This is a genomic window from Pseudomonas sp. THAF187a (genome assembly GCF_009363395.1).
Taxonomy (GTDB): domain Bacteria; phylum Pseudomonadota; class Gammaproteobacteria; order Pseudomonadales; family Pseudomonadaceae; genus Aquipseudomonas; species Aquipseudomonas khazarica.
In genome coordinates this window covers 5,064,978-5,090,871 of record NZ_CP045349.1, presented here as the reverse complement: position 1 = coordinate 5,090,871, position 25,894 = coordinate 5,064,978, and the positions used below count along the sequence as shown (strand labels likewise).

At 62.0% G+C, this 25,894-nt stretch carries 20 protein-coding genes, 2 tRNA genes and 3 rRNA genes; 11 read left to right on the top strand and 14 right to left on the bottom strand.

The window, feature by feature from the left end:
• The first annotated feature begins 20 nt into the window (after window positions 1–20).
• Window positions 21–1,529 carry an NCS2 family permease gene (locus tag FIV02_RS23805; protein WP_152489971.1) on the top strand — a complete coding sequence of 503 codons (1,509 nt, stop codon included), beginning with the start codon at window positions 21–23 and terminating at the stop codon, window positions 1,527–1,529.
• 1 nt (window position 1,530) lies between these two features.
• On the opposite strand, the gene FIV02_RS23800 is transcribed toward FIV02_RS23805, so the two are convergent.
• The gene (locus tag FIV02_RS23800) at window positions 1,531–3,171 is read right to left on the bottom strand and encodes a Na/Pi cotransporter family protein (protein ID WP_152489970.1); all 1,641 of its coding nucleotides are present in this window, start codon (window positions 3,169–3,171) and stop codon (window positions 1,531–1,533) included.
• Window positions 3,172–3,256: 85 nt separating this feature from the next.
• Complete coding sequence (locus FIV02_RS23795) at window positions 3,257–4,384, bottom strand: PilT/PilU family type 4a pilus ATPase (RefSeq protein WP_150607107.1); 1,128 nt, start codon at window positions 4,382–4,384, stop codon at window positions 3,257–3,259.
• Between the two features lie 166 nt (window positions 4,385–4,550).
• Here FIV02_RS23795 and FIV02_RS23790 point away from each other — a divergent pair, with 166 nt between their 5' ends.
• Window positions 4,551–5,285: an ABC transporter substrate-binding protein gene (locus FIV02_RS23790; protein ID WP_230622682.1), complete on the top strand. Its 735-nt coding sequence runs from the start codon at window positions 4,551–4,553 to the stop codon at window positions 5,283–5,285.
• A 26-nt stretch (window positions 5,286–5,311) separates the two neighbouring features.
• On the opposite strand, the gene prfH is transcribed toward FIV02_RS23790, so the two are convergent.
• From prfH to FIV02_RS23775, 3 genes are all read right to left on the bottom strand, one after another.
• Window positions 5,312–5,863, bottom strand: coding sequence for a peptide chain release factor H (gene prfH / locus FIV02_RS23785; protein WP_371923291.1), 552 nt, complete (start codon window positions 5,861–5,863; stop codon window positions 5,312–5,314).
• Window positions 5,864–5,928: 65 nt separating this feature from the next.
• On the bottom strand, window positions 5,929–7,065 hold the full coding sequence (locus tag FIV02_RS23780; protein ID WP_152489969.1) for an RNA ligase RtcB family protein: 1,137 nt from the start codon (window positions 7,063–7,065) through the stop codon (window positions 5,929–5,931).
• A 213-nt stretch (window positions 7,066–7,278) separates the two neighbouring features.
• Window positions 7,279–8,142, bottom strand: a complete 864-nt coding sequence (locus FIV02_RS23775) for an AEC family transporter (RefSeq protein WP_230622683.1) — start codon at window positions 8,140–8,142, stop codon at window positions 7,279–7,281.
• Window positions 8,143–8,251: 109 nt separating this feature from the next.
• Between FIV02_RS23775 and FIV02_RS23770 the strand changes: the two genes are divergently transcribed.
• Window positions 8,252–8,653, top strand: coding sequence for a GFA family protein (locus tag FIV02_RS23770; protein WP_152489968.1), 402 nt, complete (start codon window positions 8,252–8,254; stop codon window positions 8,651–8,653).
• An 8-nt stretch (window positions 8,654–8,661) separates the two neighbouring features.
• On the opposite strand, the gene FIV02_RS23765 is transcribed toward FIV02_RS23770, so the two are convergent.
• The 9 genes from FIV02_RS23765 to FIV02_RS23725 all read right to left on the bottom strand — a co-directional run bounded on the left by FIV02_RS23765 (window position 8,662) and on the right by FIV02_RS23725 (window position 16,733).
• Window positions 8,662–10,617: a DUF4105 domain-containing protein gene (locus tag FIV02_RS23765; RefSeq protein WP_152489967.1), complete on the bottom strand. Its 1,956-nt coding sequence runs from the start codon at window positions 10,615–10,617 to the stop codon at window positions 8,662–8,664.
• A complete protein-coding gene (locus FIV02_RS23760) occupies window positions 10,614–10,934 on the bottom strand; it encodes a DUF2388 domain-containing protein (RefSeq protein WP_037054615.1) in 321 nt (106 codons plus the stop codon). The genes FIV02_RS23765 and FIV02_RS23760 overlap by 4 nt, the downstream gene beginning before the upstream one ends.
• 143 nt (window positions 10,935–11,077) lie before the next feature.
• The gene (locus FIV02_RS23755) at window positions 11,078–11,401 is read right to left on the bottom strand and encodes a DUF2388 domain-containing protein (protein WP_037054618.1); all 324 of its coding nucleotides are present in this window, start codon (window positions 11,399–11,401) and stop codon (window positions 11,078–11,080) included.
• Window positions 11,402–11,484: 83 nt separating this feature from the next.
• On the bottom strand, window positions 11,485–11,688 hold the full coding sequence (locus tag FIV02_RS23750; protein ID WP_037054620.1) for a DUF1127 domain-containing protein: 204 nt from the start codon (window positions 11,686–11,688) through the stop codon (window positions 11,485–11,487).
• Between the two features lie 225 nt (window positions 11,689–11,913).
• A complete protein-coding gene (locus FIV02_RS23745; protein ID WP_037054622.1) occupies window positions 11,914–12,129 on the bottom strand; it encodes a DUF1127 domain-containing protein in 216 nt (71 codons plus the stop codon).
• A 358-nt stretch (window positions 12,130–12,487) separates the two neighbouring features.
• Window positions 12,488–13,924, bottom strand: a complete 1,437-nt coding sequence (locus FIV02_RS23740) for an NAD(P)(+) transhydrogenase (Re/Si-specific) subunit beta (RefSeq protein ID WP_152489966.1) — start codon at window positions 13,922–13,924, stop codon at window positions 12,488–12,490.
• A gap of 2 nt (window positions 13,925–13,926) precedes the next feature.
• Window positions 13,927–14,241, bottom strand: coding sequence for an NAD(P) transhydrogenase subunit alpha (locus FIV02_RS23735; protein ID WP_037054628.1), 315 nt, complete (start codon window positions 14,239–14,241; stop codon window positions 13,927–13,929).
• An 11-nt stretch (window positions 14,242–14,252) separates the two neighbouring features.
• Window positions 14,253–15,374: a Re/Si-specific NAD(P)(+) transhydrogenase subunit alpha gene (locus FIV02_RS23730; RefSeq protein WP_037054631.1), complete on the bottom strand. Its 1,122-nt coding sequence runs from the start codon at window positions 15,372–15,374 to the stop codon at window positions 14,253–14,255.
• A 462-nt stretch (window positions 15,375–15,836) separates the two neighbouring features.
• Window positions 15,837–16,733, bottom strand: coding sequence for a LysR family transcriptional regulator (locus FIV02_RS23725; RefSeq protein ID WP_152489965.1), 897 nt, complete (start codon window positions 16,731–16,733; stop codon window positions 15,837–15,839).
• 180 nt (window positions 16,734–16,913) lie between these two features.
• Here FIV02_RS23725 and FIV02_RS23720 point away from each other — a divergent pair, with 180 nt between their 5' ends.
• The 8 genes from FIV02_RS23720 (at window position 16,914) to FIV02_RS23680 (ending at window position 25,871) form a co-directional block, all read left to right on the top strand.
• The gene (locus FIV02_RS23720) at window positions 16,914–18,092 is read left to right on the top strand and encodes an acyl-CoA dehydrogenase (RefSeq protein ID WP_037054635.1); all 1,179 of its coding nucleotides are present in this window, start codon (window positions 16,914–16,916) and stop codon (window positions 18,090–18,092) included.
• A gap of 57 nt (window positions 18,093–18,149) precedes the next feature.
• The gene (locus tag FIV02_RS23715) at window positions 18,150–19,373 is read left to right on the top strand and encodes a CaiB/BaiF CoA-transferase family protein (RefSeq protein ID WP_152489964.1); all 1,224 of its coding nucleotides are present in this window, start codon (window positions 18,150–18,152) and stop codon (window positions 19,371–19,373) included.
• A gap of 606 nt (window positions 19,374–19,979) precedes the next feature.
• Window positions 19,980–21,516: ribosomal RNA gene (locus tag FIV02_RS23705) — 16S ribosomal RNA — on the top strand.
• Between the two features lie 88 nt (window positions 21,517–21,604).
• Window positions 21,605–21,681 (top strand) — tRNA-Ile (locus FIV02_RS23700).
• 20 nt (window positions 21,682–21,701) lie between these two features.
• Window positions 21,702–21,777 (top strand) — tRNA-Ala (locus FIV02_RS23695).
• Between the two features lie 245 nt (window positions 21,778–22,022).
• Window positions 22,023–24,915, top strand: a 23S ribosomal RNA gene (locus FIV02_RS23690).
• 138 nt (window positions 24,916–25,053) lie between these two features.
• Window positions 25,054–25,169 (top strand): 5S ribosomal RNA (gene rrf / locus FIV02_RS23685).
• The 16S, 23S and 5S rRNA genes sit together here with 2 tRNA genes alongside, the layout of an rRNA operon.
• A 360-nt stretch (window positions 25,170–25,529) precedes the next feature.
• Window positions 25,530–25,871 carry a PilZ domain-containing protein gene (locus FIV02_RS23680; protein ID WP_152489963.1) on the top strand — a complete coding sequence of 114 codons (342 nt, stop codon included), beginning with the start codon at window positions 25,530–25,532 and terminating at the stop codon, window positions 25,869–25,871.
• Window positions 25,872–25,894 lie beyond the last annotated feature (23 nt).

Here is a 25,894-nt window from a genome sequence, read left to right as displayed (position 1 = left end):
CAACAAGGATTCAGCCCGTCATGTCGACGCCGCGCGTGCATTACCCCTGGTACAAGAAGGAGGACACCGACGCCTTCTTCGCGCTGTTCCAGAACAACATCGCCAACTTCGTGATCATCGCCATCAGCATGCTGGGCATGGGCTTTCCCGCCGAGATCGTGTTTGGCCAGGTGTTGCCGGGGGCGGCCGTGGCGGTGATGGCAGGCAATTTCTACTACGCCTGGAGCGCGGCGCGGCTGGCGCGCAAGGAAAACCGCGCGGATGTCACCGCGCTGTCCTACGGCATCAGCACGCCGGTGATGTTCGTCTTTCTGTTCGGCGTGCTGCTGCCGGCGAAGAACCTCACCGGCGATGCCGAGCTGGCCTGGAAGGTGGCCGTGGCCGCCTGCTTCATCAGCGGCGCCATCGAGGCGGCGATCAGCCTGATCGGCAACTGGGTCCAGCGTTCCTTGCCGCGCGCCGCCATGCTCGGCGCCGTGGCCGGTGTCGCGCTGACGTTCATCGCCGGTGAAATGCTGTTCAAGACCCTGGAAATCCCCATGATCGGCCTGCTGGTGCTGGCCATCATGATCGTCGGCCTGGTGGCGCGGGTGAGCATGCCGTTCCGTCTGCCTGCCTCGCTGTTCGCCATCATCGTCGGCACGGCGCTGGCCTACCTGGTCGGCGCGGCGGACAGCGGCAGGTTCGCCGATGCCTTCACCCACCTGGGCTTCTACCCGCTGTTGCCCAACCTGGCCTGGTACGAAGGCCTGGGGCTGCTGTTCACCAGCCTGCTGGCGCTGATCACGGTGATCCTGCCGATCACCCTGTACAACGCCATCGAAACCATGAACAACGTCGAGGCCATGAGCGCTGCGGGGGATACCTACAGCGTGCGCGAATGCCAGGCGGTGGATGGCGTCGGCACCCTGCTGGGCGCGCTGTTTGGCGGTGTGTTCCCGACCACCGTGTACATCGCCACCGTCGGCTCGAAATGGATGGGCGCCGGGCGTGGCTACAGCCTGCTCAATGGCGCGGTGTACGGTCTGGCGACCATGTTCGGCCTGATCGCCTTCATCGCTGCGCTGATTCCGGTCTCGGTGGTGGCGCCGATCCTGGTGTTCGTCGGCATGTCGATGATCGCCACGGCGTTCCACAGCAACCAGGCGCGCTACTACCCGGCGGTGGCGCTGGCGATGCTGCCGTACTTCGCCAACTACCTGATGACCCGCTTCAACCGCGGCGCGCCCGAGGTGGTCGAGGGCATTTCCAGTGCCATCGGCGCGCTGGGGCAGGGCGCCATGTTCAGCGCCATCCTGCTCGGCGCCATGTGCGTCACGGTGATCGACCGGCAGTTCCGCCAGGCCACCGTCTTCGCCCTGGTGGCCGCCGGCATGGCCTTCGTCGGCCTGATGCATGCGCCGAAGCTGGCCTGGTACGCCGCACCGGACTTCGTCCACGGCTACCTGATGATGGCGCTGTTCTTCGCCTGGTACGCCTGGCGCGGGGTGACGCCGTCAGCGCCGGCGCAGGCGCCCGGCGCGGACTGAGTCACTCGCCGCCATCGGCCTGCAGGGCACCGGTGTCCCGGCTTTCCAGCACCACGTAGGCGCTGGCGCAGAACAGCGAGTTGAGTCGCTTCATGTCGGCGATCAGTTCCAGGTGCAGCGAGCTGGTCTCGATGCTCTGCACCACCTGGCGTTGCAGCCGGCCGATGTGCGCGTGCGCCAGGCGCCGTTCCTGCGCGCGGAAACGGCGCTTCTCGCGCAGCAGCTGGCTGGCGCTGGCCTGGTCGGCACTGAGAAAGACGTTCAGGCCGAGGCGCAGGTTGGCCCTCAGCTGGGTGTGCAGGTGGGTCAGCTCCTCCAGGCCCTTCTCGGAGAACGCCCGGCGTTGCGCGGTCTTCTCGCTCTGGATCTTGCCCAGCATGCGCTCGATCAGGTCGCCGGCCTGCTCCAGGTTCACCGCCAGTTCGAGGATCTCGGCCCAGCGCTGACTGTCGTGGTCGCTGAGTGCCTCGCGAGGCACCTGCGCGAGATACAGCTTGATCGCCCGGCACAGGCTGGCGACGTCGTCATTGAGGCTGCGCAGTTCCTTGGTCAGCGCCGGCTGGTTGTGTTCCAGCACCGGCCCCAGGTGGCCGAGCATGCTCTCGACCAGGTCGCCGGCGCGCAGGGTTTCACGCACCGCATTGGCCAGTGCCAGGCTCGGCGTGGCCAGCGCCGTCGGGTCGAGATGGCGCGGGCGGGCGACGCCGCTGTCGTCGTGGCGGTCCGGCAGCAGCCAGTTGCAGAAGCGCGCCATGAGCCCGACGCTGGGCAGCATGAGCAGGGCGCGCAGGCTGTTGTAGAGCAGGTGGAGGAAGATCACCAGCTCGGCTGGCCGCCAGTTCAGGCTGTCCAGCCAGTTGGCCAGTGGCTGCAGCACCGGCAGGACCAGCAGCAGGCCGATCAGCTTGTAGATCAGGCTGCCCAGCGCCACGCGACGTCCGGCCGGGTTCTGCAGGCTGCTGGTGAGAAACGCCAGCAGACCGCTGCCGATGTTGGCGCCGATGACCAGGCCGATGGCCACCGGCAGGCTGATCATGCCGGCGCCGGCCAGGGTCGCGGTGAGCAGCACGGCGGCCAGGCTGGAATAGGTCAGCAGGGCGAACAGGGCGCCGACCAGGGCGTCGAGCAGCAGGTCGCCGGTCAGCGAGGCGAACAGCACGCGGATGCCACGCGCCTCGGTAATCGGCGTGGCAGCGGCGACGATCAGCTCCAGTGCCAGCAGCATCAGGCCGAGGCCGATGGCTACCCGGCCGAGCTGGCCGGCCCGCGTCTGCCGGCGCGAGAGGAAGAAGATCACCCCGATGAAAATCAGCAGAGGGCTCAGCCAGCTCAGATCGAGCGTCAGCACGCGCGCCATCAGCGCGGTACCGACATCGGCGCCGAGCATGATCGCCAGGCCGGGTGCCAGGGCCATCAGCCCCTGGGCGACGAAGGACGTGACCAGCAAGGCGGTGGCGTTGCTGCTCTGTACCAGCGCGGTGACGCCGATACCGGCGACGAAGGCCAGCGGTCGTCGGCTGACGTTGTGGCTGAGTACCTTGCGCAACTGCGAGCCGAACACGCGCAGGATGCCGGTACGTACGATGTGTGTGCCCCAGACCAGCAAGGCAATGGCTGACAGCAAATGCAGCAGGGTCAGCATGAATCGGCCCCCCTGAAAGACGGCCGATGAGGAATTATGCTTTCGGCCTGTATTGAGCATCGGCCGAAATCGTTCAGAAAGCCAGTCAGCCGTCGCGCAGCACCTTGAGTTCGGCGTCGTCGGCGGAGAAGCCACGCTCGAGTTTGAACTTGAGACTGAGGTCGGTGCGCGAGTCGGCGAACTTCAGGGCATCGGCCAGGTTGATGCGCCCGGCTTCGAGCAGGGCGAACAGGTGCTGGTCGAAGGTCTGCAGGCCCTGTTCCGCCGCACGTGCGATGGCTTCGCGCAACTCGTCCAGCTCATCGCGCTGGATCAGGTCGCGGATGTAGGGCGTGCCGAGCATCAGCTCCACCGCTACCACGCGCTTCTGGGCGATGCCGGGGACCAGGCGCTGGCCCACCACGGCGAGGAGGTTGTGCGCCACGTCGGCCAGTACCTGCTTGCGCGCCTCGTCGGGGAAGAAGCGCGCGATCCGCTCGATCGCATGGCTGCTGCTGGTGGCATGCAGGGTGGCGACGCACAGGTGGCCGGTCTCGGCGTAATGCAATGCGTGCTGCATGGTCGCGGCGTCACGGATTTCGCCGAGCATGATCACGTCCGGAGCCTCGCGCAGCACGTTGCGCAGGGCGTCGTCGAAGCTGTGAGTATCGAGGCCGACTTCGCGCTGATCGATGATCGAGCGCTGGTGGCTGTGGAGGAACTCGATGGGGTCTTCGATGCAGACGATATGGCCGCTCTTGTGGCGATTGCGGAAGTCCAGCATCGCTGCCAGAGTGGTGGACTTGCCAGAGCCTGCCGCGCCGGTGACCAGGATCAGCCCGCGATCCTGCATGGCCAGCTTTTCCAGCAGCCTGGGCAGACCGAGCTGCTCGACGCCCGGAATCCGGCTCTTGATCAGACGCACCACCATGGCCACCTCGCCACGCTGGTAATAGACATTGACCCGGTAGCGCCCGGCACCCTGCAGGCTGACCGCGAGATTCATCTCCAGGTCGCGCTCGAACTCGGCGATCTGCTTCTGGGTCATCAGCTGATAGGCCAGCTGCTGCACCTCGCCGGCCTTGAGAACGTGCTGGCCGGCCGGCTGGCTGTGCCCCTCGACTTTCATGTGCGGCGGCGCACCGACGCTGAAGAACAGGTCCGAGCCCGCATGCTGGTGCATCAGTTGCAGATAGGGAAAGACGTCGGGTTGCTCGGCGCTGGTGTCGTTCATCGGCGGGTCGCAGTTCGTGGCGTTGCAGCAAGGATAGTCGGCGTCCGCACACGCCCATTGCTTTGTATCAAGAGAGCGGGATGATTGGTCGCCTTATAGCTGGATCGCCGTCCGGCCACACTGCGGCACGGCCTGGTGCTTGAACGTCGGATACGGGAGGAAGGTGGTGGGATTCTGGAGGGCTGCCCTGCTGGGGCTGCTGCTGTGCACATCGCTACGTGCCGAGGTTCTCCACCTGGTCACGGGGGATGAGTACGCGCCATTCACGGGCAAGGCGTTGCCGGGGCAGGGCATGCTCACCCAGGTGGTGCAGGCCGCGCTGGCCGAGCAGGGGCTGGCCATGACGCTCGATTGGCAGCCCTGGAACCGTGGCTATCTCAATGCCTCGCGCGGCGAATACGACGCCACCTTTCCCTACGTGCACTCCACCCAGCGCGAGCAGGACTTCCTCTACTCGGCCCCCCTCTACAAGGCCGAACAGCACCTGTTCAGTCGCGTCGGCGACTCGCTCGAGCTCGACGACCTGTCGCGCCACAAGGGGCTTCGTCTCTGCTATCCGCTGGGCTGGCAGCCGCCCGTCGCGATCCAGCGCCTGATCGACCAGGGCGCGCTCAGGCGCCATTCACCGCTCGGCCTCAAGGAATGTGCACGGCTGTTGCTGCTGCAGCGCGACGACCTCTTCATCGCCGACCGCAATCTGGGGGAAAGCGCCCTCCGCTCGATCGGTGTCGGTGCGGAGCGGTTTCACCGCTCGCACGCCCTGGGCAGCAACACCCTGCACTTCATCGTGCCTCGACGCCATCCGCGGGCGGCGGAGCTGATCGAGCGCTTCGACCACGGCCTCGACGCGCTCAAGGCGAGTGGGGAGTACCAGCGCATCGTCGATCGTTACGTGGAATAGGTGGTCGTCGAGGACGACCACCCGGTTCAGCTGCGCTCGTCGAAGCCAGGCCCATGAAAGCTGCGCACTGCGTTGCCGCGCTCGAGTTGATGATGCTGCAGGCGCCGCTCGGCTCGCGCCGTATCGCTGGCTTGCTCGCCGAGGTCTTTCAGCCGCTTGGCCAGCAGCATCAGCGCAATGCGCTTGTTGGCATGCTGGCTGCGTTCGTTCTGGACCTTGACGCTGATGCCTGTGGCCAGGTGAGTCGCACGTACCGCCGAGTCGGTGGTATTGACGTGCTGTCCACCAGCGCCAGAGGCGCGCAGGGTCTCGAAACGCACCTGGCTGTTCGGCAGGGCTTCAGGCAGTTCGTAAAGCGTGCCGCTGAAGAACCAGTTCTTGCGTCCGTAGCCTGCGCGAAAGGGGCTGGGACACACCCATTGCATGGTGCCGCTCCAGGCTGTCGCAAGTGCCTTGCCCTGTTCACCGTGCAGGCCAAACAATACCGAGCGCAGGGTGCCGGGCCGTGGCCCGGTTTCCTCCTCGAGGAGCTGCAACTGCACCTCCAGTGCTGTCGCCTCGCGATGAAGGATCGGCATGGCCTTGGCAACCGCCAGTGCGCACTCTGCCGGGCCTTGGCCCGCGGAAAGTTGTAGTAGCAGCATCAGCAGCACCCCCCGCGCGTCTTGTACGTGAGCACTGGCTTGAGGCGTGCCAGCACGCGCAGCAGGCCCGCGTCACGCAGGGCGCCAATCACTGAGTCGATGGCCTTGTAGGCTTCGGGGGCCTCTTCGTAGATCAACCCTCGATCGGCGCAGATGACCCGGCTACCCAGTGCAGTACGGCTCAGTTGCTCGACGCTGTAGCGTTTGGCGAGGCGTTCCTTGCACTCGCTACGCATCCATTTGCGGCCAGCGCCATGCGCCAGTGAGTTCAGGCTGCGTGGATCGGCCAACGGCTCCACCAGGTAGCTGTAGTCACCGCGCGAGCCTGGAATCACCAGTGTGCCCTGATCGGACGGTGTTGCCCCCTTGCGATGCAGCCAGCCGTCCACGCCGTCGATGCGGGCCGCTGAAACCAGATTGTGGTTGATGTCCAGCAACGGCTCACCGTTCGCGCGCAGGCGCTCGAGCATGCGTCGGGCGATCAGCTGCCGATTGGCCTCGGCGAAACGCAGCGCATCGTCATGACGCTCGAGGTAGTGCGCGCATGCTGGCGTGCCGATTTCCAGCCCGGCGTGGCCGAACTGATCGACCTGTTCCCGCAGGATCGCCTCGCCCAGGCCGCGTGAACCGCTGTGTACCAACAGGAGCAGGTGCTTGCCGTCGATACCGAGCCTGTTCAGGGCATCGGTGTCATAGGCCTGGTCCAGCTGTTGCAGCTCGGCGAAGTGATTGCCGCCGCCAATGGTGCCCAGCGCTCTTTCGTGGCCGCTGGCCGGCAGGTTGAAAGCAGCGATCGCTTCGGCCCAGTCCTCGTCCAGCGGTGTGTCGAGGTTCCCCAGACGTTTTTCCAGCTTGTCCAGGTGCAGCTTGGCGACTGGCAGATCACTGCGCCACAGCGCCATGCCGCAGCCGATGTCGTTGCCTACCAGCGCCGGGTATAGCCGCCGTGTGGAAAAGAATGCGGCGCCGACCGGATAGCCGCGGCCCGGATGCAGGTCCGGCATGCCGGCTACCCGTTGCATGCCTGGCAGGCGTGCAGTGGTTTCGAGTTGTTGGATCGCTTTTCCTTCGATCCAGGTGTCATCCCCGGCGACCAGTGTCACGCCGGAAGACAAATTGCGAATATAAGTGCCCATGGTCCAATCCAAATGGGTTGAAACGAAAAGATTTCGGATTTGGCAGGACCGGGCCGGTCAGCTCATGCCGCCAGGGTGGCAGCGGGATGGGTCAGACCAGACTCGACCTGCAAAGGGTGATCAGCAGTCGCATGATGGTTCTCCTTTGCTGTCGGTGGATGGGAAGAGGCGCGCATCCTAGGCCGGGAGGCAGGATGCACGCAAGTGCGGATTTCACAGCAGCGTCATGACCAGCAGCAGGCTGCCCGCTGCCAGCAGGGTCTGCAGGGTGATGATTCCGGCCATCAGCTGGCTGTCGCCGCCCAGCTGGCGGGTCAGTACGTAGGCCGTGGGGGCGGTGGGCAAGGCGAAGAACAGCACCAGCACGGCGCTCTCCATGGCCGGCAGCGCCAGTGCCCAGGCCACGCACCAGGCCAGGACGGGCATGACCAGCAGGCGCAGCGCGCTGTTCCAGCCCAACGCGGGCACCTCGGCGCCCAGTTGCTCGGGCTTCAGTGCCGCGCCGACGCAGAGCAGGCCCAGCGGCAGGCTGGCAGCGGCCAGCAGGCTGAGCAGGCGATCCGTGCCGCCAGGCAGTCCGATGCCCGTGAGGTTGAACAGGGCGCCCCCGACACAGGCGAGAATCAGCGGATTCTTGGCGATGGGCAGCAGCAGACTGCGGGCGCTGACACCGCGTTCGGCGGTCAGCGACCAGACCGACAGCACGTTCACCGTCGGCACCATCAGGGCCAGCATCAGCGCGGCCAGGGTCAGGCCTTGCTGGCCGAAGAGGCTGCCCACCGCTGCCAGTCCCAGGTAGGTATTGAAGCGCAGGATGCCCTGGCTGAAGGCGCCGAAGCGCCCGGCCGGCCAGCCACGCAGGCGGCGTACCAGCAGCAGGGCGATCCAGGCGATGCCCAGGGCCAGCAGCACGGCGAGGGCCAAGCGCGGCAGGGCGGGGTTGTTCAGGGGCGCCCGGGCCAGGCTGGAGAACAGCAGCGCGGGGAACAGGATGAAGTAGTTGAGGCGTTCGGCACCGGGCCAGAAGGCCTCGCTGGGGAACTCACGCAGGCGCAGCCAGTAGCCGGCGACTATCATGGCGAACAGCGGCCACAAGGCCAGCAGCAGGTCTATCACGGTAACCCCCGACGGTGGTGAGGGCCTATCTTGGTCAGCGGCGCATGGCAATGCAAGACGGAGCGAAGAGATGAGCGAGCAGCATGAGGGTGGCTGCCAGTGCGGTGCCCTGCGTTACCGGATCGAGGCGCCGCTGTCGGACAGTGCGCATTGTCACTGTGCCATCTGCCGGCGTAGCAGCGGTGGCATTCTCACCACCTGGGTCACGGTGCCCAGGACGAGCTTCCAGTGGTTGCAGGGGCAGCCACGCACCTTCGCTTCATCGGCCAGTTGCTCGCGCTACTTCTGCGCCGACTGTGGCGCGCACCTGGCGTTGTTCACCACGCTCAGCCCGCGGACGCTGGATGTGACAGTCGCCACCCTCGATGCGCCGGAACTAGCGCCGGCCAATCGACACATCTGGGTGGGCAGCCGTCTGCCATGGCTCAGCGCCGATCCGCAGCTGCCGGAGGAAGATGAGGAGCTGCTGTAGCGGGGGGATCAGGGCAGCTCCAGGCCTCCGCTGGCCTTGTGCAGCGCGCGCAGGTGCTCACCGAGGGCGAGGAGGTTGGCCTCGTTGGCCTCCAGTTCGAGCAGACGCCCGGGCTCCAGCAGCTTGCGCACCTCGCCATCGAGTTCGTCGCTGAGCTGGCGCAGCTGCTGCTGCCGCTCACGGCTGCGGTTCTCCAGCCCCTGCCACTCGCTGTACTGCGGCAAGCCATAACCACCGTCGAGCAATTCTGCGGGGCGACTGAGGAAGCCGCTGTTGGCGAGTATCTGTTCCAGCGCGCTGCCGGCCTTGTTCAGGTTGGGGTCGCCTGCGGCACGCCCGCTCAGGTAGCGCTGCTTGAGTTCGTCCTGGGCGAGCAGCAACTGGCGGCGCAGGGCGGCTTGTTCGAGCAGCAGCAGGGCGGCGCTGGCACGCAGATCGGCCTGGCTGAACCACTGGCGACGATCCTCTGCGGGTTGTTCCAGCCAGGCTTCGACGCTGCCCTGCGGGATCGGCAGGCGCTGGCGCAACACGCCGAACATCGCCTGGTAGCGCTCGCGGAAGGAGTCGAAGCGGTAGCCCAGGCGCAGCGCTTCGCGCGGGTCGTCCAGTACCGAGGTGTCGGCCAGGCTGCGGGCGTCCATCAGTTGCAGCAGGCCGTTGGGCAGGATGCTGTCGAGCGCCTGCAACTGCGGGTCGCCGGTACCGCTGCGCAGCAGTTTGAGGGTTTCCACCGCGCAGTTGTTGGAGATGAAGTAGTAGTCGCCGTCATAGCTCCAGTGCTGCTCCACGGCACGGGTCACCAGTTGCTCGAGCTGGTCGCGTGACAGGCGCAGTGGCACCGAGGCCAGGCTGCGCAGCTCGACCTTGGTGTACTCGTCGATCACCTGCTCCAGTGGCAGGACGAACAGGCGCGATGGGTAGACGCCGGTCAGGCCATCCCAGCTGGAGAGCTGCAGGTCGCCGACGAAGGCGCGATAGGACAGCACCAGGTGCTGGTCCAGATCCAGCCGGCAATCCGGGCCACGCGGCCTGCCCGGTGCGCAGACCACCAGGCGCAACATGCTGTGGCCCCAGCGGCTCATCCAGGCATCGTTGGCTTCGGCGAGCAGGTAGTCGACCTCGTACACGCGCTCCGGGTCCAGGCGCCCCAGCGGCTGGCGGGCGAAGTCGCGCCCGGCGTTGAGGTAGGGGTAATCGCTGGCGCAGGGCGTGGTCGGCGGTGTCCAGTCGAAGTGCTCGCGCCAGTAGCGAGCCAGTGACGGGCGACGGCAGGCGTAACTCGGATCGAGCAGGAAGTATTCGAGGTTGACCGCGACGAACTCCAGTGCGTTGCGCAGTTCGTAGTCGTCCGGGCTGCGCGCCACCTGGCCGTTGTCCGTGTCGCGTGCGCCGCGCCTGCCGACCCGTTGCGCCCAGCCGGCCAGGTCGAGCAGACGTGGGTCGTCGCTGAGGGTGAAGCGGCGTTCGGTCTGGCCGCGGCACTCGTCCGCCAGCCCGACCAGGCCGGTCGACCTGGCACGCTGCCGACACTGGTTGATCCGCTGGCGCTCGGCGGTGGGCCAGAGCCGGGCGCGATCGTAGAGGTGGGTCAGCTCGTGCAGCAGGGTGGCCAGCAGCTCCTGGCGCTGGGTGCCGTGGGCGCGACTGGTGCGATTGCGGGCTGCCGAACCGTCCACCAGCCTTGCCAGCAGCGCGGCATTGAGCTCGATACCGCTGAAACGCCCGACCTGACCGTAGACGTCGGCCGGCATGTCGGCACGCCAGCTGACAGCGACCACGCGATCCAGCCGCGCGATGAAACTTGGCGGTAACGCTGCCATGGCCTCGTCCAGCAGCGTCTGGCTGGCCTGGCGCTCGGCCGCAGCGAGTGCGTCGTCGTCCAGCAGCAGGCGCAGCTGTGCCTGGGCGAGGCCCGTGGCGAGCGTCAGCAGAACGCCGCAGCACCAGGCGGCGAGGCGAGTCACAGGGCGAGGATGGCTTCGGCGAGCTGCAGGTCGCTGGCTTGTCGGGCCTCTGGCAACTGCTGGCGGATGGTCTGCAGGGCGGCTTCCAGTTGCGCGCCGCGGATTTCGCCGGCACTGGCAACGAAGCTAGCCGCGTCGTCGCGGGCCTGAACCACGGCCTTCATGTCGCGCAGCGAGGTGGTGGTATCGGAGGTGAAGTTGATGCTGCGATCCAGCGCGCGCACGACGATGTTGCTGGTGGCGACTAGGGTCTGAGCCTGGGCGAGGCCACTGCACAGGGCACAAGCAGTGAGGGCGATGACGAGTGAACGACGCATGATGAGTAGCTCCGAGAACTGCAGAACGGACGATTTGACGTGGGCAAGCCTGCGCGGTTCCCCGTGCGCGGTCGCTCGGGGAAGTGTACGGGGCGCAGCGAAGCCGGTCAGCAGTGAGTCGACCGGCAGGGGCGTGGAGTCTTCTACAGGCTGAGAATGGCTTGTGCCAGGGTCAGGTCATCGGCCTGCGCCAGCTCGCTGGCATGGCTGCGAATCTGCAGCAGGGCAGCTTCCAGCCTGGCGCTGCGGATGGCGCCGTCGCTGGCGACGAAGCTGGCGGCGTCCTCGCGAGCGGCGCGTATCTGCTTCATGTCGCGCAGGGAGCTGGTCGCATCCGAGAGGCCTTCGGCCGTGCCGGCCAGGGCGCCCACCAGGGTATCCGTGGTGGCGACCAGGCTACTGGCGCTGGCACTGCCGACGAGCAGCATCGTCAGCAGGGCGGCGCTGAAGGATTTGTTGAGAGGCATCTGGGGTCACTCCGAGGTTACGGGACAAGGTGCTGCCCGCGTCCGCAGCTTAGCCCAGAAGGCCTGTGCACTCCATTGCTGGCCTAGCGCCAGAAGGGCTTGGCCAGTTCCTGCTCGCGCTGGGCCGGGCTGATGCCTGCGTCGGCCAGCTGCTGTGCATTCAACTGGGCCAGCTGGCGGCGCGTGCGCAGGTTGCGCTGCCAATGACGCAGCAGCGCGTAGAGGCGCAGGGAGTCCAGGGCGTGGGGATGTGCGTGCTGCGAGAGCGGGGAGTGCGTGCGGTCCATGGCGTACTCCTGTCCAGAGACAAGGTGTGGCAGTCCATGATCTCGCCAATGGTTGTCGAGGAGCAGATACAAACGGGGGGAATTGTGCAGGGGCAGTGTCTGATACCTGGCAACTGTACTGCTCGTCAGGGCGACGACTGTTCCAGATAAAACGAAAGCCCCACCGCAGCAGAGACGGTGGAGCTCTCAGAAGATCCCAATTCTGGGATGGAGCAAAGCGGTCAATCAGCGCCAGAACGGCTTCTGCAGTTCGACGAAACGCTGATTTTCGGTGATGCCAGCGTCAGCGAGCAGGCGGGCATCCAGTCGAGCCAGTTGACGACGGCTGACGATGCGGCGCTGCCACAGGCTGAGGGTGGCGATCAGGCGCAGGGGCCAGGCAGACTTGTCACTGGCAACGCTGTGAGTTTGGAGCAGGGCGGAACTGAGGGTACGTTCCATGGTGGTCATCCTTCCGCTTGTGGCGGGTCTGGTGTTTGCTTTCGATGGGGAAATTATCCCGAGCGCGAGCGTGGCCCAGTAGTCACAGCTGGATGAAATTGTTGTGCTATTAGATAGGTTGCTTTGTAACTGTTTGGTCAGGAAATGAATGAACTGTACTGGCCATAAGTTAAAAAACTGGGTGCAACCCATTTATGCGAGATTTTTAACTGGGTGCAACCCGTTAACCATGGTCTTTCGAGCAGTACAGTTGCAAATTGATTTGCCGTAGCGTTTGACCTGAAATTCAGCTTTTTTACCGGTTCCAGAAACGGAAAACCCGGCGCGAGGCCGGGTTTCCTGTCTGACTGGTCAGGGCTTATTCCACGGCCTTGACCATGTCCTCGATGACCTTCTTGGCATCGCCGAAGACCATCATGGTCTTGTCCATGTAGAACAGTTCGTTGTCCAGGCCGGCGTAGCCGCTGGCCATCGAGCGCTTGTTGACGATCACGGTCTTGGCCTTGTAGGCCTCGAGGATCGGCATGCCGGCGATCGGTGACTTCGGATCGTTCTTCGCGGCCGGGTTGACCACGTCGTTGGCGCCGAGCACCAGGACCACGTCGGTCTGGCCGAACTCGGAGTTGATGTCCTCCATCTCGAACACCTGCTCGTACGGCACTTCGGCCTCGGCCAGCAGGACGTTCATGTGGCCCGGCATGCGGCCGGCAACCGGGTGGATCGCGTACTTCACGGTCACGCCACGGTGGGTCAGCTTCTCCGCCAGTTCCATCAGCGCGTGCTGGGCACGGGCAACCGCCAGGCCATAGCCGGGGACGATCACCACGGTGTCGGCGTTGGTCAGCAGGAAGGCAGCGTCGTCGCTCGAGCCCGACTTCACGCTGCGCTGCTCCTGGCTGCCGCCTGCCGCACCGGCATCTGCGTCGGCACCGAAGCCGCCGAGGATGACGTTGAAGAACGAACGGTTCATCGCCTTGCACATGATGTACGAGAGGATGGCGCCCGAGGAGCCGACCAGCGAGCCGGCGACGATCAGCATCGAGTTGTTCAGCGAGAAGCCGATACCGGCGGCCGCCCAGCCCGAGTAGGAGTTGAGCATCGACACCACCACCGGCATGTCGGCGCCACCGATCGGGATGATGATCAGCACGCCGATGACGAAGGCCAGCGCCACCAGCACCGCGAATGCGGTGATGTTGCCGGTGAAGGTGAAGTACAGGCCCAGGGCGAGGATCGCCAGGCCGACCGCGAGGTTGACCAGGTGCTGGCCCTTGAACACCACCGGGGCGCCCTGGAACAGACGGAACTTGTACTTGCCCGACAGCTTGCCGAAGGCGATCACCGAACCGGAGAAGGTGATGGCACCGATGGCCGCGCCGAGGAACAGCTCCAGGCGGTTGCCGGACGGAATCGCATCGCCCAGGGCGGCGACGATACCCAGCGACTGCGGTTCGACCACGGCGGCGATGGCAATGAACACGGCAGCCAGGCCGATCATGCTGTGCATGAAGGCGACCAGCTCCGGCATCTTGGTCATTTCCACGCGCTTGGCCATGACGGTGCCGACGCTACCGCCGATCAGCAGGCCGACGACCACGAAGCCGATACCCTGCACGGCCAGATCGGCGCCGAGCTTGTAGATCAGGCCGACGGTGGTGGCCACCGCGATGCCCATGCCGATCATGCCGAACAGGTTGCCGCGCCGCGACGTGGTCGGGTGCGACAGGCCCTTGAGCGCCTGGATGAAGCACACCGAGGCGACGAGGTAGAGAACAGTGATCAGGTTCATGCTCATGGTCAGTGTTTCTCCACAGGTGCTTTCGGCGCTTTCTTCTTGAACATTTCCAGCATGCGTCGGGTGACCAGGAAGCCGCCGAAGACGTTGACGGCGGCCAGGGCCACGGCCAGGGTGCCCATGGCCTTGCCCAGCGGCGTGACGGTCAGTGCGGCCGCCAGCATGGCGCCGACGATGACGATCGCCGAGATGGCATTGGTGACCGCCATCAGCGGGGTGTGCAGGGCCGGGGTGACGTTCCAGACCACGTGGTAGCCGACATAGATAGCCAGCACGAAGATGATCAGGTTGTAGATGCCGTCGGAAATCAGATCCATGTCCCTACTCCTTAGCCGTTCTTGCGCACGACTTCACCGTCCTTGCACATCAGGCAGGCGGCGACGATGTCGTCTTCGAGGTTGAGCTGGAACTGGCCTTCCTGGTCGATCACGAGCTTGAGGAAGTCCAGCAGGTTGCGTGCATACAGCGCCGAGGCATCTGCCGGCACCAGCGCGGCCAGGTTGGTGTGGCCGACGAAGGTGACGCCGTGCTTGACCACGACCTGATCGGCCTCGGTCAGCGGGCAGTTGCCGCCTTGAGCGGCCGCCAGGTCGATGACCACGGAGCCCGGCTTCATCTCGGCCACCGTGCTTTCGTGCAGAAGCGTCGGTGCCTTGCGGCCCGGAATCAGCGCGGTGGTGATGACGATGTCGGCCTGCTTGGCGCGCTCGTGCACGGCCTTGGCCTGACGCTCCATCCAGGATTGCGGCATCGGCCGGGCATAGCCGCCCACGCCCTGCGCGCACTCGCGCTCCTCGTCGGTCTCGAAGGGGACGTCGACGAACTTGGCGCCGAGCGACTCGATCTGCTCTTTCACTGCCGGACGCACATCCGATGCCTCGATCACGGCACCCAGACGCTTGGCGGTGGCGATGGCCTGCAGGCCGGCGACACCTGCCCCGAGGATCAGCACGCGGGCCGCCTTAACGGTACCGGCGGCGGTCATCAGCATGGGCATGAAGCGCGGGTAGTGGTTGGCCGCCAGCATCACCGCCTTGTAGCCGGCGATGTTGGCCTGGGACGACAGCACGTCCAGGCTCTGTGCGCGGGAGGTACGCGGCGCGGCCTCCAGGGCGAAGGCGGTGATGCCGCGGGCATTCATGCGCGCAATGGTCTCATTGCAGAACGGGTTGAGCATGCCAACCAGCACGGCGCCGGACTTCATGTGAGTCAGTTCGGCGTCGGTGGGTGCGACCACCTTGAGCACCAGGTCGGCGCCGAAGGCGGCCGAATCGTTGCCAATGGTTGCGCCAGCGGCCTCATACGCGCTGTCCGGAATGCTGGCGCTGACGCCAGCACCGGCTTGCACGGTCACCTGATGACCTTGGCCGACCAGCTTCTTGATGGTCTCGGGGGTCGCGGCAACCCGCGTCTCCCCTGCATGGGTTTCGAGAGGAACACCAATGTGCACTTCTAATCTCCTGCGTGATCTTTTTTGTGAACCGGTGCACTGCGCTGGCGCGCCGGCGATTGGGGATCAGCACATAACCCGATAGTGAATGGCGGGCGCGGCGATTGTGCAGTCGAACGCAAACCCTTACAAGAAGTTATGGAGTAAAAAAAATGCATTACTACAAGTAATGGGTCTATGAGGGATTTTTATACTGCGCGCAGCCCGCGTGGCGTCCGGTCGGCAGCAGGTTTCATGCAGGTTTGGCGGCCATGCCGGTATTCATGAGCGGAATGACCGTTGGTCGAATCGGCTGGAGTGTGAAAAGTAATGAACGAGGCGTTCAAAATCACGCAATACCCCAGAGACAGGGGCTTTTGTGAATGAATCGGGCAGAGCGCCTTGTAGTGTGACCGATAGCGCCCTACGTGTTCAATCCGGCTTCTGTTTCGCTGCTCTCGGTCGAAAAGAGTAGGGGCATGACTACTCGGCTCGGTAGGCGCGTGCCTCGCCTTGCAGCCAGTCGCGGAAGGCCTTGAGCGCCGCGGACTCGGCCTTGCGCTCCGGCACCATCAGGTAGTACGCACGGTCGTTGTCCGGCACGGCCGCGTCCATGGCGATCACCAGGCTGCCCTCTTTGAGTTCCCGCTGGATCAGGAAGGGGGGAATCAGGGCGACACCCATTTCATGGCGGGCCGCCTGGGCCAGCATGGAAAACAACTCCAGGCGAGGCCCGGTCATGTCGCGGGCGACGCTCATGCCTTGCGCCGCGAACCACTGGCGCCAGGCATAGGGGCGGGTGGTCTGCTGCAGCAGTGGCAGGGTGGCGATACGCTGCGCATCGATCTCACCCTGTTCCAGCAGTGCCGGGCTGCACACCGGCAGCAGGTGCTCGGGCATCAGGAAGTGCGCCTCGGTGCCTGACCATTCGGCATCGCCATAGTAGATGGCGGCATCGAAGTGGGTGTCGGCGAACAGGAAGGGGCGGGTGCGGTTGGTCAGGTGCACCGTGACCTCGGGGTGCAGCCGCTGGAAGGCGCGCAGGCGTGGCAACAGCCACTGGGTACCGAATGTCGGCACCACCGCCAGCTCGATGCTGGTGGTGCCCTGGTTGCCCATCAGGGCCAGGGTGTCACGTTCCACGGCATCGAGCTGGGCAGCCACCTTGCGACTGTAGGCGATGCCGGCCTCGGTCAGCACCACGCCACGGCGCGAGCGGCGGAACAGCTCGACGTTGAGGAAGCTTTCCAGCCCGCCGATCTGCCGGCAGATGGCGCTCTGCGTCAGGTTCAGCTCATCGGCCGCCTTGGTGAAGCTCTGGTGACGCGCTGCGGACTCGAAGGCGACCAGGGCGGCGGTGCTGGGGATCTTGCGGCGCATTTATGCGAAAGCCTCACACGGAAGTGGCGTTAGTTGCTGTTTAAGCTATCTCGAAGTGAGGAAAAAGCACAGGTCTGTGCGAATTCTGCGTTTGTCCTGGATGCCAGGTCGTCCTAGGATCATCCTTATACGGGGTCGGTTGCGCCGGCCGCTCACTTCATCGTTTCGAGGTTTCTCGCAATGGCCAAGGCAAGCTTCAACTGGATCGACCCGCTGCTGCTCGATCAGCAACTGACCGAAGAAGAGCGCATGGTGCGCGACAGCGCCCAACAATTCGCCGATGACAAGCTGGCTCCTCGTGTGCTGGAGGCCTTCCGTCATGAGCAGACCGACCCGAAGATCTTCCGCGAGATGGGTGAGACCGGGCTGCTCGGCGCGACCATTCCCGAGGCCTACGGTGGCAGTGGCCTGAACTATGTCTGCTACGGGTTGATTGCCCGCGAAGTGGAGCGCATCGACTCCGGCTATCGCTCGATGATGAGCGTGCAATCCTCCCTGGTGATGGTGCCGATCAACGAGTTCGGCAATGAAGCGACCAAGCAGAAGTACCTGCCCAAGCTGGCCAGCGGCGAATACATCGGTTGCTTCGGCCTGACCGAGCCGAACCACGGTTCCGATCCGGGTTCGATGGTCACGCGTGCGAAGAAGGTCGAGGGCGGTTACCGCCTGAGCGGCAGCAAGATGTGGATCACCAACAGCCCGATCGCCGACGTCTTCGTGGTCTGGGCCAAGGACGATGCCGGCGAGATTCGTGGCTTCGTGCTGGAGAAGGGCTGGGAGGGGCTTTCCGCTCCGGCGATTCACGGCAAGGTCGGGCTGCGCGCCTCGATCACCGGCGAGATCGTCATGGACAACGTGTTCTGTCCCGAAGAGAACGCCTTCCCAGATGTGCGTGGCCTGCGTGGCCCGTTCACCTGCCTGAACTCTGCGCGTTACGGCATCAGCTGGGGCGCGCTGGGCGCCGCCGAGTTCTGCTGGCACACCGCGCGGCAGTACGTGCTGGATCGCAACCAGTTCGGCCGCCCGCTGGCGGCCAACCAACTGATCCAGAAGAAGCTGGCGGACATGCAGACCGAAATCACCCTGGCCCTGCAAGGCTGCCTGCGCTTGGGAAGGATGAAGGACGAAGGCACCGCAGCGGTGGAAATCACCTCGATCATGAAGCGCAACAGCTGCGGCAAGGCGCTCGACATCGCGCGCCTGGCCCGCGACATGCTGGGCGGCAATGGCATCAGCGACGAGTTCGGCATCGCCCGTCATCTGGTCAACCTCGAAGTGGTCAACACCTATGAAGGCACGCATGACGTGCACGCGCTGATTCTCGGTCGTGCGCAAACCGGCATCCAAGCGTTCTTCTAAAGGCTCGCGCCTCTCACTGATCCATGGCGCGCTTGGCGCGTCATGCGGAGGATCTCCATGTCCGGTGCTCTTTCCCATATTCGCGTGCTCGACCTGTCCCGGGTACTTGCCGGGCCCTGGTGCGGGCAGATCCTGGGCGACCTCGGGGCCGAGGTGATCAAGGTCGAAAAGCCGGGGGCGGGGGACGACACCCGGCATTGGGGGCCTCCCTATATAAAGGATGCCGAGGGTAACGACTCGCGCGAGGCCGCCTATTTCCAGAGCGCGAATCGCAACAAGCAGTCCCTGACCCTGGATTTCACCCAGCCGGAGGGCCAGCGCCTGGTCCGCGAGCTGGTGGCGCAGTGCGATGTCCTGCTGGAGAACTTCAAGGTGGGCGGCCTGGCGGCCTATGGCCTGGATTACGCGTCGCTCAAGGCGATCAATCCGAAGCTGATCTACTGCTCCATCACCGGTTTCGGTCAGACCGGGCCTTACGCCAAGCGTGCCGGCTACGACTTCATGATCCAGGGGCTTGGCGGGCTGATGAGCCTGACGGGGCGCCCTGAGGGTGAGGAAGGGGCGGGGCCGATGAAGGTCGGCGTGGCGCTCACCGATATCCTCACCGGGCTGTACGCGACGGTGGGCGTATTGGCGGCGCTCAATCAGCGCGAGCAGTCCGGTATCGGTCAGCACATCGACGTGGCGCTGCTCGACGTGCAGGTGGCCTGTCTGGCGAACCAGGCCATGAACTACCTGACGACGGGCGTATCCCCCAAGCGCCTGGGTAATGCCCATCCCAATATCGTCCCTTACCAGGACTTCCCCAGCGCCGATGGCAACTTCATCCTGGCCGTGGGCAACGACGGGCAGTTCCGCAAGTTCTGCGAGGTAGCGGGTATCGCCGGTCTTGCCGATGATCCGCGCTATGCCACCAACAAGGCGCGCGTGGCCAACCGGGCCGAGCTGATCCCGCAGCTGCGCCAGGCCACCGTGTTCAAGACCACGGCGCAATGGATTGCTCTGCTGGAAGCGGCGGGTGTGCCCTGTGGGCCGATCAACGATCTGCAGCAGGTGTTCGCCGATCCGCAGGTCCAGTCCCGTGGGTTGAGCTTCGATCTGCCCAATGCGCTTGGCGGTCGTACGCCTCAGGTCGCCAGTCCCCTGCGCCTGTCGGACACGCCTGTGGCCTACCATTCGGCACCGCCACTGCTCGGGCAGCACACCGATGCGCTGTTGCAGGGGGTGCTGGGCATGAGCGAAGGGCAGATCACTGCACTGCGTGAGGCGGGGGTGATCTGAGTTTCGCGCTCTCTATATAGAAGAGGCGCAGGCCGTTGGAACAGGCTGCGCAACTTTTTGCATATCAGGGCTTTACAGCGCGTTCTGGTGCTGTAGAATGCGCGCCACTTCAGCGATGAAGCTCTTCGAAAACTTCTTGTTAATCAATAAGTTAAGTTTAAAAGAGGGGTTGCAAAGCTGGATCTGGCGTGTAGAATGCGCGCCGGTCGACAGGGTGGTGGTTGAGCCCTGTTGGTGATTCGGTCAAGTGGATCGAAAGCGGTAGAAAAGAGGTGGTTGACAGCGGTTTTGAACGCTGTAGAATGCGCCTCCCGCTGGAGAGAAGAAGCTCTGATCGAAAGCGCAAGTGGTTGAGTAGAAAGAAAAAATTCTTCGAAAAACAGCTTGACAGAAACAAAGGCTGCTGTAGAATGCGCGGCCTCGGTTGAGACGAAAGACTTAACCAACTGTTCTTTAACAACTGAATCAAGCAATTCGTGTGGGTGCTTGTGAGGTAAGACTGGTAGTCAACTGATTATCAGCATCACAAGTAACACTCGTGAATTCGAGAGTTTATTTGCGATTGCTGAGCCAAGTTTAGGGTTTTCTCAAAACCCAAGTAGTATTGAACTGAAGAGTTTGATCATGGCTCAGATTGAACGCTGGCGGCAGGCCTAACACATGCAAGTCGAGCGGATGAAGGGAGCTTGCTCCTGGATTCAGCGGCGGACGGGTGAGTAATGCCTAGGAATCTGCCTGGTAGTGGGGGATAACGTTCCGAAAGGAACGCTAATACCGCATACGTCCTACGGGAGAAAGCAGGGGACCTTAGGGCCTTGCGCTATCAGATGAGCCTAGGTCGGATTAGCTAGTTGGTGAGGTAATGGCTCACCAAGGCGACGATCCGTAACTGGTCTGAGAGGATGATCAGTCACACTGGAACTGAGACACGGTCCAGACTCCTACGGGAGGCAGCAGTGGGGAATATTGGACAATGGGCGAAAGCCTGATCCAGCCATGCCGCGTGTGTGAAGAAGGTCTTCGGATTGTAAAGCACTTTAAGTTGGGAGGAAGGGCTGTAGGCTAATATCCTGCGGTTTTGACGTTACCAACAGAATAAGCACCGGCTAACTTCGTGCCAGCAGCCGCGGTAATACGAAGGGTGCAAGCGTTAATCGGAATTACTGGGCGTAAAGCGCGCGTAGGTGGTTCGTTAAGTTGGATGTGAAAGCCCCGGGCTCAACCTGGGAACTGCATCCAAAACTGGCGAGCTAGAGTACGGTAGAGGGTAGTGGAATTTCCTGTGTAGCGGTGAAATGCGTAGATATAGGAAGGAACACCAGTGGCGAAGGCGACTACCTGGACTGATACTGACACTGAGGTGCGAAAGCGTGGGGAGCAAACAGGATTAGATACCCTGGTAGTCCACGCCGTAAACGATGTCAACTAGCCGTTGGAATCCTTGAGATTTTAGTGGCGCAGCTAACGCATTAAGTTGACCGCCTGGGGAGTACGGCCGCAAGGTTAAAACTCAAATGAATTGACGGGGGCCCGCACAAGCGGTGGAGCATGTGGTTTAATTCGAAGCAACGCGAAGAACCTTACCTGGCCTTGACATGCTGAGAACTTTCCAGAGATGGATTGGTGCCTTCGGGAACTCAGACACAGGTGCTGCATGGCTGTCGTCAGCTCGTGTCGTGAGATGTTGGGTTAAGTCCCGTAACGAGCGCAACCCTTGTCCTTAGTTACCAGCACGTTATGGTGGGCACTCTAAGGAGACTGCCGGTGACAAACCGGAGGAAGGTGGGGATGACGTCAAGTCATCATGGCCCTTACGGCCAGGGCTACACACGTGCTACAATGGTCGGTACAAAGGGTTGCCAAGCCGCGAGGTGGAGCTAATCCCATAAAACCGATCGTAGTCCGGATCGCAGTCTGCAACTCGACTGCGTGAAGTCGGAATCGCTAGTAATCGTGAATCAGAATGTCACGGTGAATACGTTCCCGGGCCTTGTACACACCGCCCGTCACACCATGGGAGTGGGTTGCTCCAGAAGTAGCTAGTCTAACCTTCGGGGGGACGGTTACCACGGAGTGATTCATGACTGGGGTGAAGTCGTAACAAGGTAGCCGTAGGGGAACCTGCGGCTGGATCACCTCCTTAATCGAAGACTTCAGCTTTCTCATAAGCTCCCACACGAATTGCTTGATTCACTGTAGAAGACGATGCTGTAACGCGGCGACCCTGTTATAGGTCTGTAGCTCAGTTGGTTAGAGCGCACCCCTGATAAGGGTGAGGTCGGCAGTTCAAATCTGCCCAGACCTACCAATTCAGGTGCAGATGCTTACGGGGCCATAGCTCAGCTGGGAGAGCGCCTGCTTTGCACGCAGGAGGTCAGCGGTTCGATCCCGCTTGGCTCCACCATTACAGCATGATCGTTAGAGAGTTCAGAAATGAGCGCTTCAGGTGATGACCTGTTGAGTGCTGATTTCTGGTCTTTTGACCGGTACAAATCGTTCTTTAAAAATTTGGATATGTGATAGAAGTGACTAACGATGTGTTTCACTGCACATTGTTAATCAAGGCAAAATTTGTAGTTCTCAAGACGCAAATTTTCGGCGATGTCGTCTTCACGATTGAGACAGTAACCAGATTGCTTGGGGTTATATGGTCAAGTGAAGAAGCGCATACGGTGGATGCCTTGGCAGTCAGAGGCGATGAAAGACGTGGTAGCCTGCGAAAAGCTTTGGGGAGTCGGCAAACAGACTGTGATCCAGAGATCTCTGAATGGGGGAACCCACCCGGCATAAGCCGGGTATCTTGTACTGAATCCATAGGTGCAAGAGGCGAACCAGGGGAACTGAAACATCTAAGTACCCTGAGGAAAAGAAATCAACCGAGATTCCCTAAGTAGTGGCGAGCGAACGGGGACTAGCCCTTAAGTTGATTTGAGTGTAGTGGAAGGCTCTGGAAAGTGCCGCCGTAGTGGGTGATAGCCCCGTACACGAAACGCTCTTATCAATGAAATCGAGTAGGACGGGGCACGAGAAACCTTGTCTGAACATGGGGGGACCATCCTCCAAGGCTAAATACTACTGACTGACCGATAGTGAACCAGTACCGTGAGGGAAAGGCGAAAAGAACCCCGGAGAGGGGAGTGAAATAGAACCTGAAACCGTATGCGTACAAGCAGTGGGAGCCTACTTTGTTGGGTGACTGCGTACCTTTTGTATAATGGGTCAGCGACTTATATTCAGTGGCGAGCTTAACCGAATAGGGGAGGCGTAGCGAAAGCGAGTCTTAATAGGGCGCTTTAGTCGCTGGGTATAGACCCGAAACCGGGCGATCTATCCATGGGCAGGTTGAAGGTTAGGTAACACTGACTGGAGGACCGAACCGACTACCGTTGAAAAGTTAGCGGATGACCTGTGGATCGGAGTGAAAGGCTAATCAAGCTCGGAGATAGCTGGTTCTCCTCGAAAGCTATTTAGGTAGCGCCTCGTGTATCACTGCTGGGGGTAGAGCACTGTTTCGGCTAGGGGGTCATCCCGACTTACCAAACCGATGCAAACTCCGAATACCAGCAAGTGTCAGCACGGGAGACACACGGCGGGTGCTAACGTCCGTCGTGAAAAGGGAAACAACCCAGACCGTCAGCTAAGGTCCCAAAGTTATGGTTAAGTGGGAAACGATGTGGGAAGGCTTAGACAGCTAGGAGGTTGGCTTAGAAGCAGCCATCCTTTAAAGAAAGCGTAATAGCTCACTAGTCGAGTCGGCCTGCGCGGAAGATGTAACGGGGCTCAAACCATACACCGAAGCTACGGGTTCATCCTTTGGATGAGCGGTAGAGGAGCGTTCTGTAAGCCTGTGAAGGTGAGTTGAGAAGCTTGCTGGAGGTATCAGAAGTGCGAATGCTGACATGAGTAACGACAATGCGAGTGAAAAACTCGCACGCCGAAAGACCAAGGTTTCCTGCGCAACGTTAATCGACGCAGGGTTAGTCGGCCCCTAAGGCGAGGCAGAAATGCGTAGTCGATGGGAAACGGGTTAATATTCCCGTACTTCTAGTTACTGCGATGGAGGGACGGAGAAGGCTAGGCCAGCACGGCGTTGGTTGTCCGTGTTTAAGGTTGTAGGCTGGTTTCTTAGGTAAATCCGGGAGATCAAGGCCGAGAACTGATGACGAGCGTTCTTTTAGAATGCGAAGTGGTTGATGCCATGCTTCCAGGAAAAGCTTCTAAGCTTCAGGTAACTAGGAACCGTACCCCAAACCGACACAGGTGGTTAGGTAGAGAATACCAAGGCGCTTGAGAGAACTCGGGTGAAGGAACTAGGCAAAATGGCACCGTAACTTCGGGAGAAGGTGCGCCGGTGAGGGTGAAGTATTTACTACGTAAGCCCATGCCGGTCGAAGATACCAGGCCGCTGCGACTGTTTATTAAAAACACAGCACTCTGCAAACACGAAAGTGGACGTATAGGGTGTGACGCCTGCCCGGTGCCGGAAGGTTAATTGATGGGGTTAGCGCAAGCGAAGCTCTTGATCGAAGCCCCGGTAAACGGCGGCCGTAACTATAACGGTCCTAAGGTAGCGAAATTCCTTGTCGGGTAAGTTCCGACCTGCACGAATGGCGTAACGATGGCGGCGCTGTCTCCACCCGAGACTCAGTGAAATTGAAATCGCTGTGAAGATGCAGTGTATCCGCGGCTAGACGGAAAGACCCCGTGAACCTTTACTATAGCTTTGCACTGGACTTTGAGCTTGCTTGTGTAGGATAGGTGGGAGGCTTTGAAGTGGGGACGCCAGTTCTCATGGAGCCATCCTTGAAATACCACCCTGGCAACCTTGAGGTTCTAACTCTGGTCCGTTATCCGGATCGAGGACAGTGTATGGTGGGTAGTTTGACTGGGGCGGTCTCCTCCCAAAGAGTAACGGAGGAGTACGAAGGTGCGCTCAGACCGGTCGGAAATCGGTCGTAGAGTATAAAGGCAAAAGCGCGCTTGACTGCGAGACAGACACGTCGAGCAGGTACGAAAGTAGGTCTTAGTGATCCGGTGGTTCTGTATGGAAGGGCCATCGCTCAACGGATAAAAGGTACTCCGGGGATAACAGGCTGATACCGCCCAAGAGTTCATATCGACGGCGGTGTTTGGCACCTCGATGTCGGCTCATCACATCCTGGGGCTGAAGCCGGTCCCAAGGGTATGGCTGTTCGCCATTTAAAGTGGTACGCGAGCTGGGTTTAGAACGTCGTGAGACAGTTCGGTCCCTATCTGCCGTGGACGTTTGAGATTTGAGAGGGGCTGACCTTAGTACGAGAGGACCGGGTTGGACGAACCTCTGGTGTTCCGGTTGTCACGCCAGTGGCATTGCCGGGTAGCTATGTTCGGAAAAGATAACCGCTGAAAGCATCTAAGCGGGAAACTTGCCTCAAGATGAGATCTCACTGGGAACTTGATTCCCCTAAAGGGCCGTCGAAGACTACGACGTTGATAGGCAGGGTGTGTAAGCGCTGTGAGGCGTTGAGCTAACCTGTACTAATTGCCCGTGAGGCTTGACCATATAACACCCAAACAATCTGCTCTGACAGCAGAGGGTGTCGATGGTGAAGTCGACAGAAAGCCGAAAATTTGCGAGAGCTACAAGCCTCTATCACGTATCCAAGGGATCGCGCCTTACCGCGAGATCCCAACCGAATTGCTTGACGACCATAGAGCGTTGGAACCACCTGATCCCATCCCGAACTCAGTAGTGAAACGACGCATCGCCGATGGTAGTGTGGTGCTTCACCATGTGAGAGTAGGTCATCGTCAAGCTCCTATACGAAACCCCAGATCTCTAACGAGGTCTGGGGTTTCTTCTTTGCGCGGCAGAAAGTACAGCGTGGCCAGCGCCGGGCATGTGGGCGAAGGCTGATCGCCGGCAAGCCGGCTCCTACGGTACGCGCCTGGCCTGAGCACCACGAAATCCCCGTAGGAGCCCGCTTGCGGGCGATGGCGGTGGTCGCGCACCTGAGTGGTCGCTCTGCAAGCGGGCTTAAGTAATCCCTCCTGCCGGTCGCCTTGCGTTGATGAATCACAGGTTATCAACGCGTACGTCCTCTTCGCATGACGTCGATTGATAGCACCTGATCCTCGCGATCCAGCCAGACGTGGCGAGCACTAAGGCAATCTCCTATGCGTCAATCGAGTCGAATCACCTTCCGTTCCACCTTTCGCATCAAGATCAGTGATCGAGAGCGCGACGCGCTGATCGGTTATGCCGGCGACGTTTCCGAGTGTGGGATGAAGCTGCTCAGCGATGCGCTCGTAGAGCCGGGTAGCATGCTCAAGCTGAGAGTGCGCATGCGCGATCGGGAGGGGAACCTGCGTCAGGTGGACGTGGATATGGTCTGCCAGTGGTCGCAGGAGAACACCCGCACCGGCTTCTTCGAAGCGGGCATGGCCCTGCAGGGCGAGTCGGCCGAATACGTGCGTCTGATCGAGGGAATGCGCAAGCTGCGCAAGGAGAAGGCGTGAGCCTCGGGTGGCAGGGCTGATGG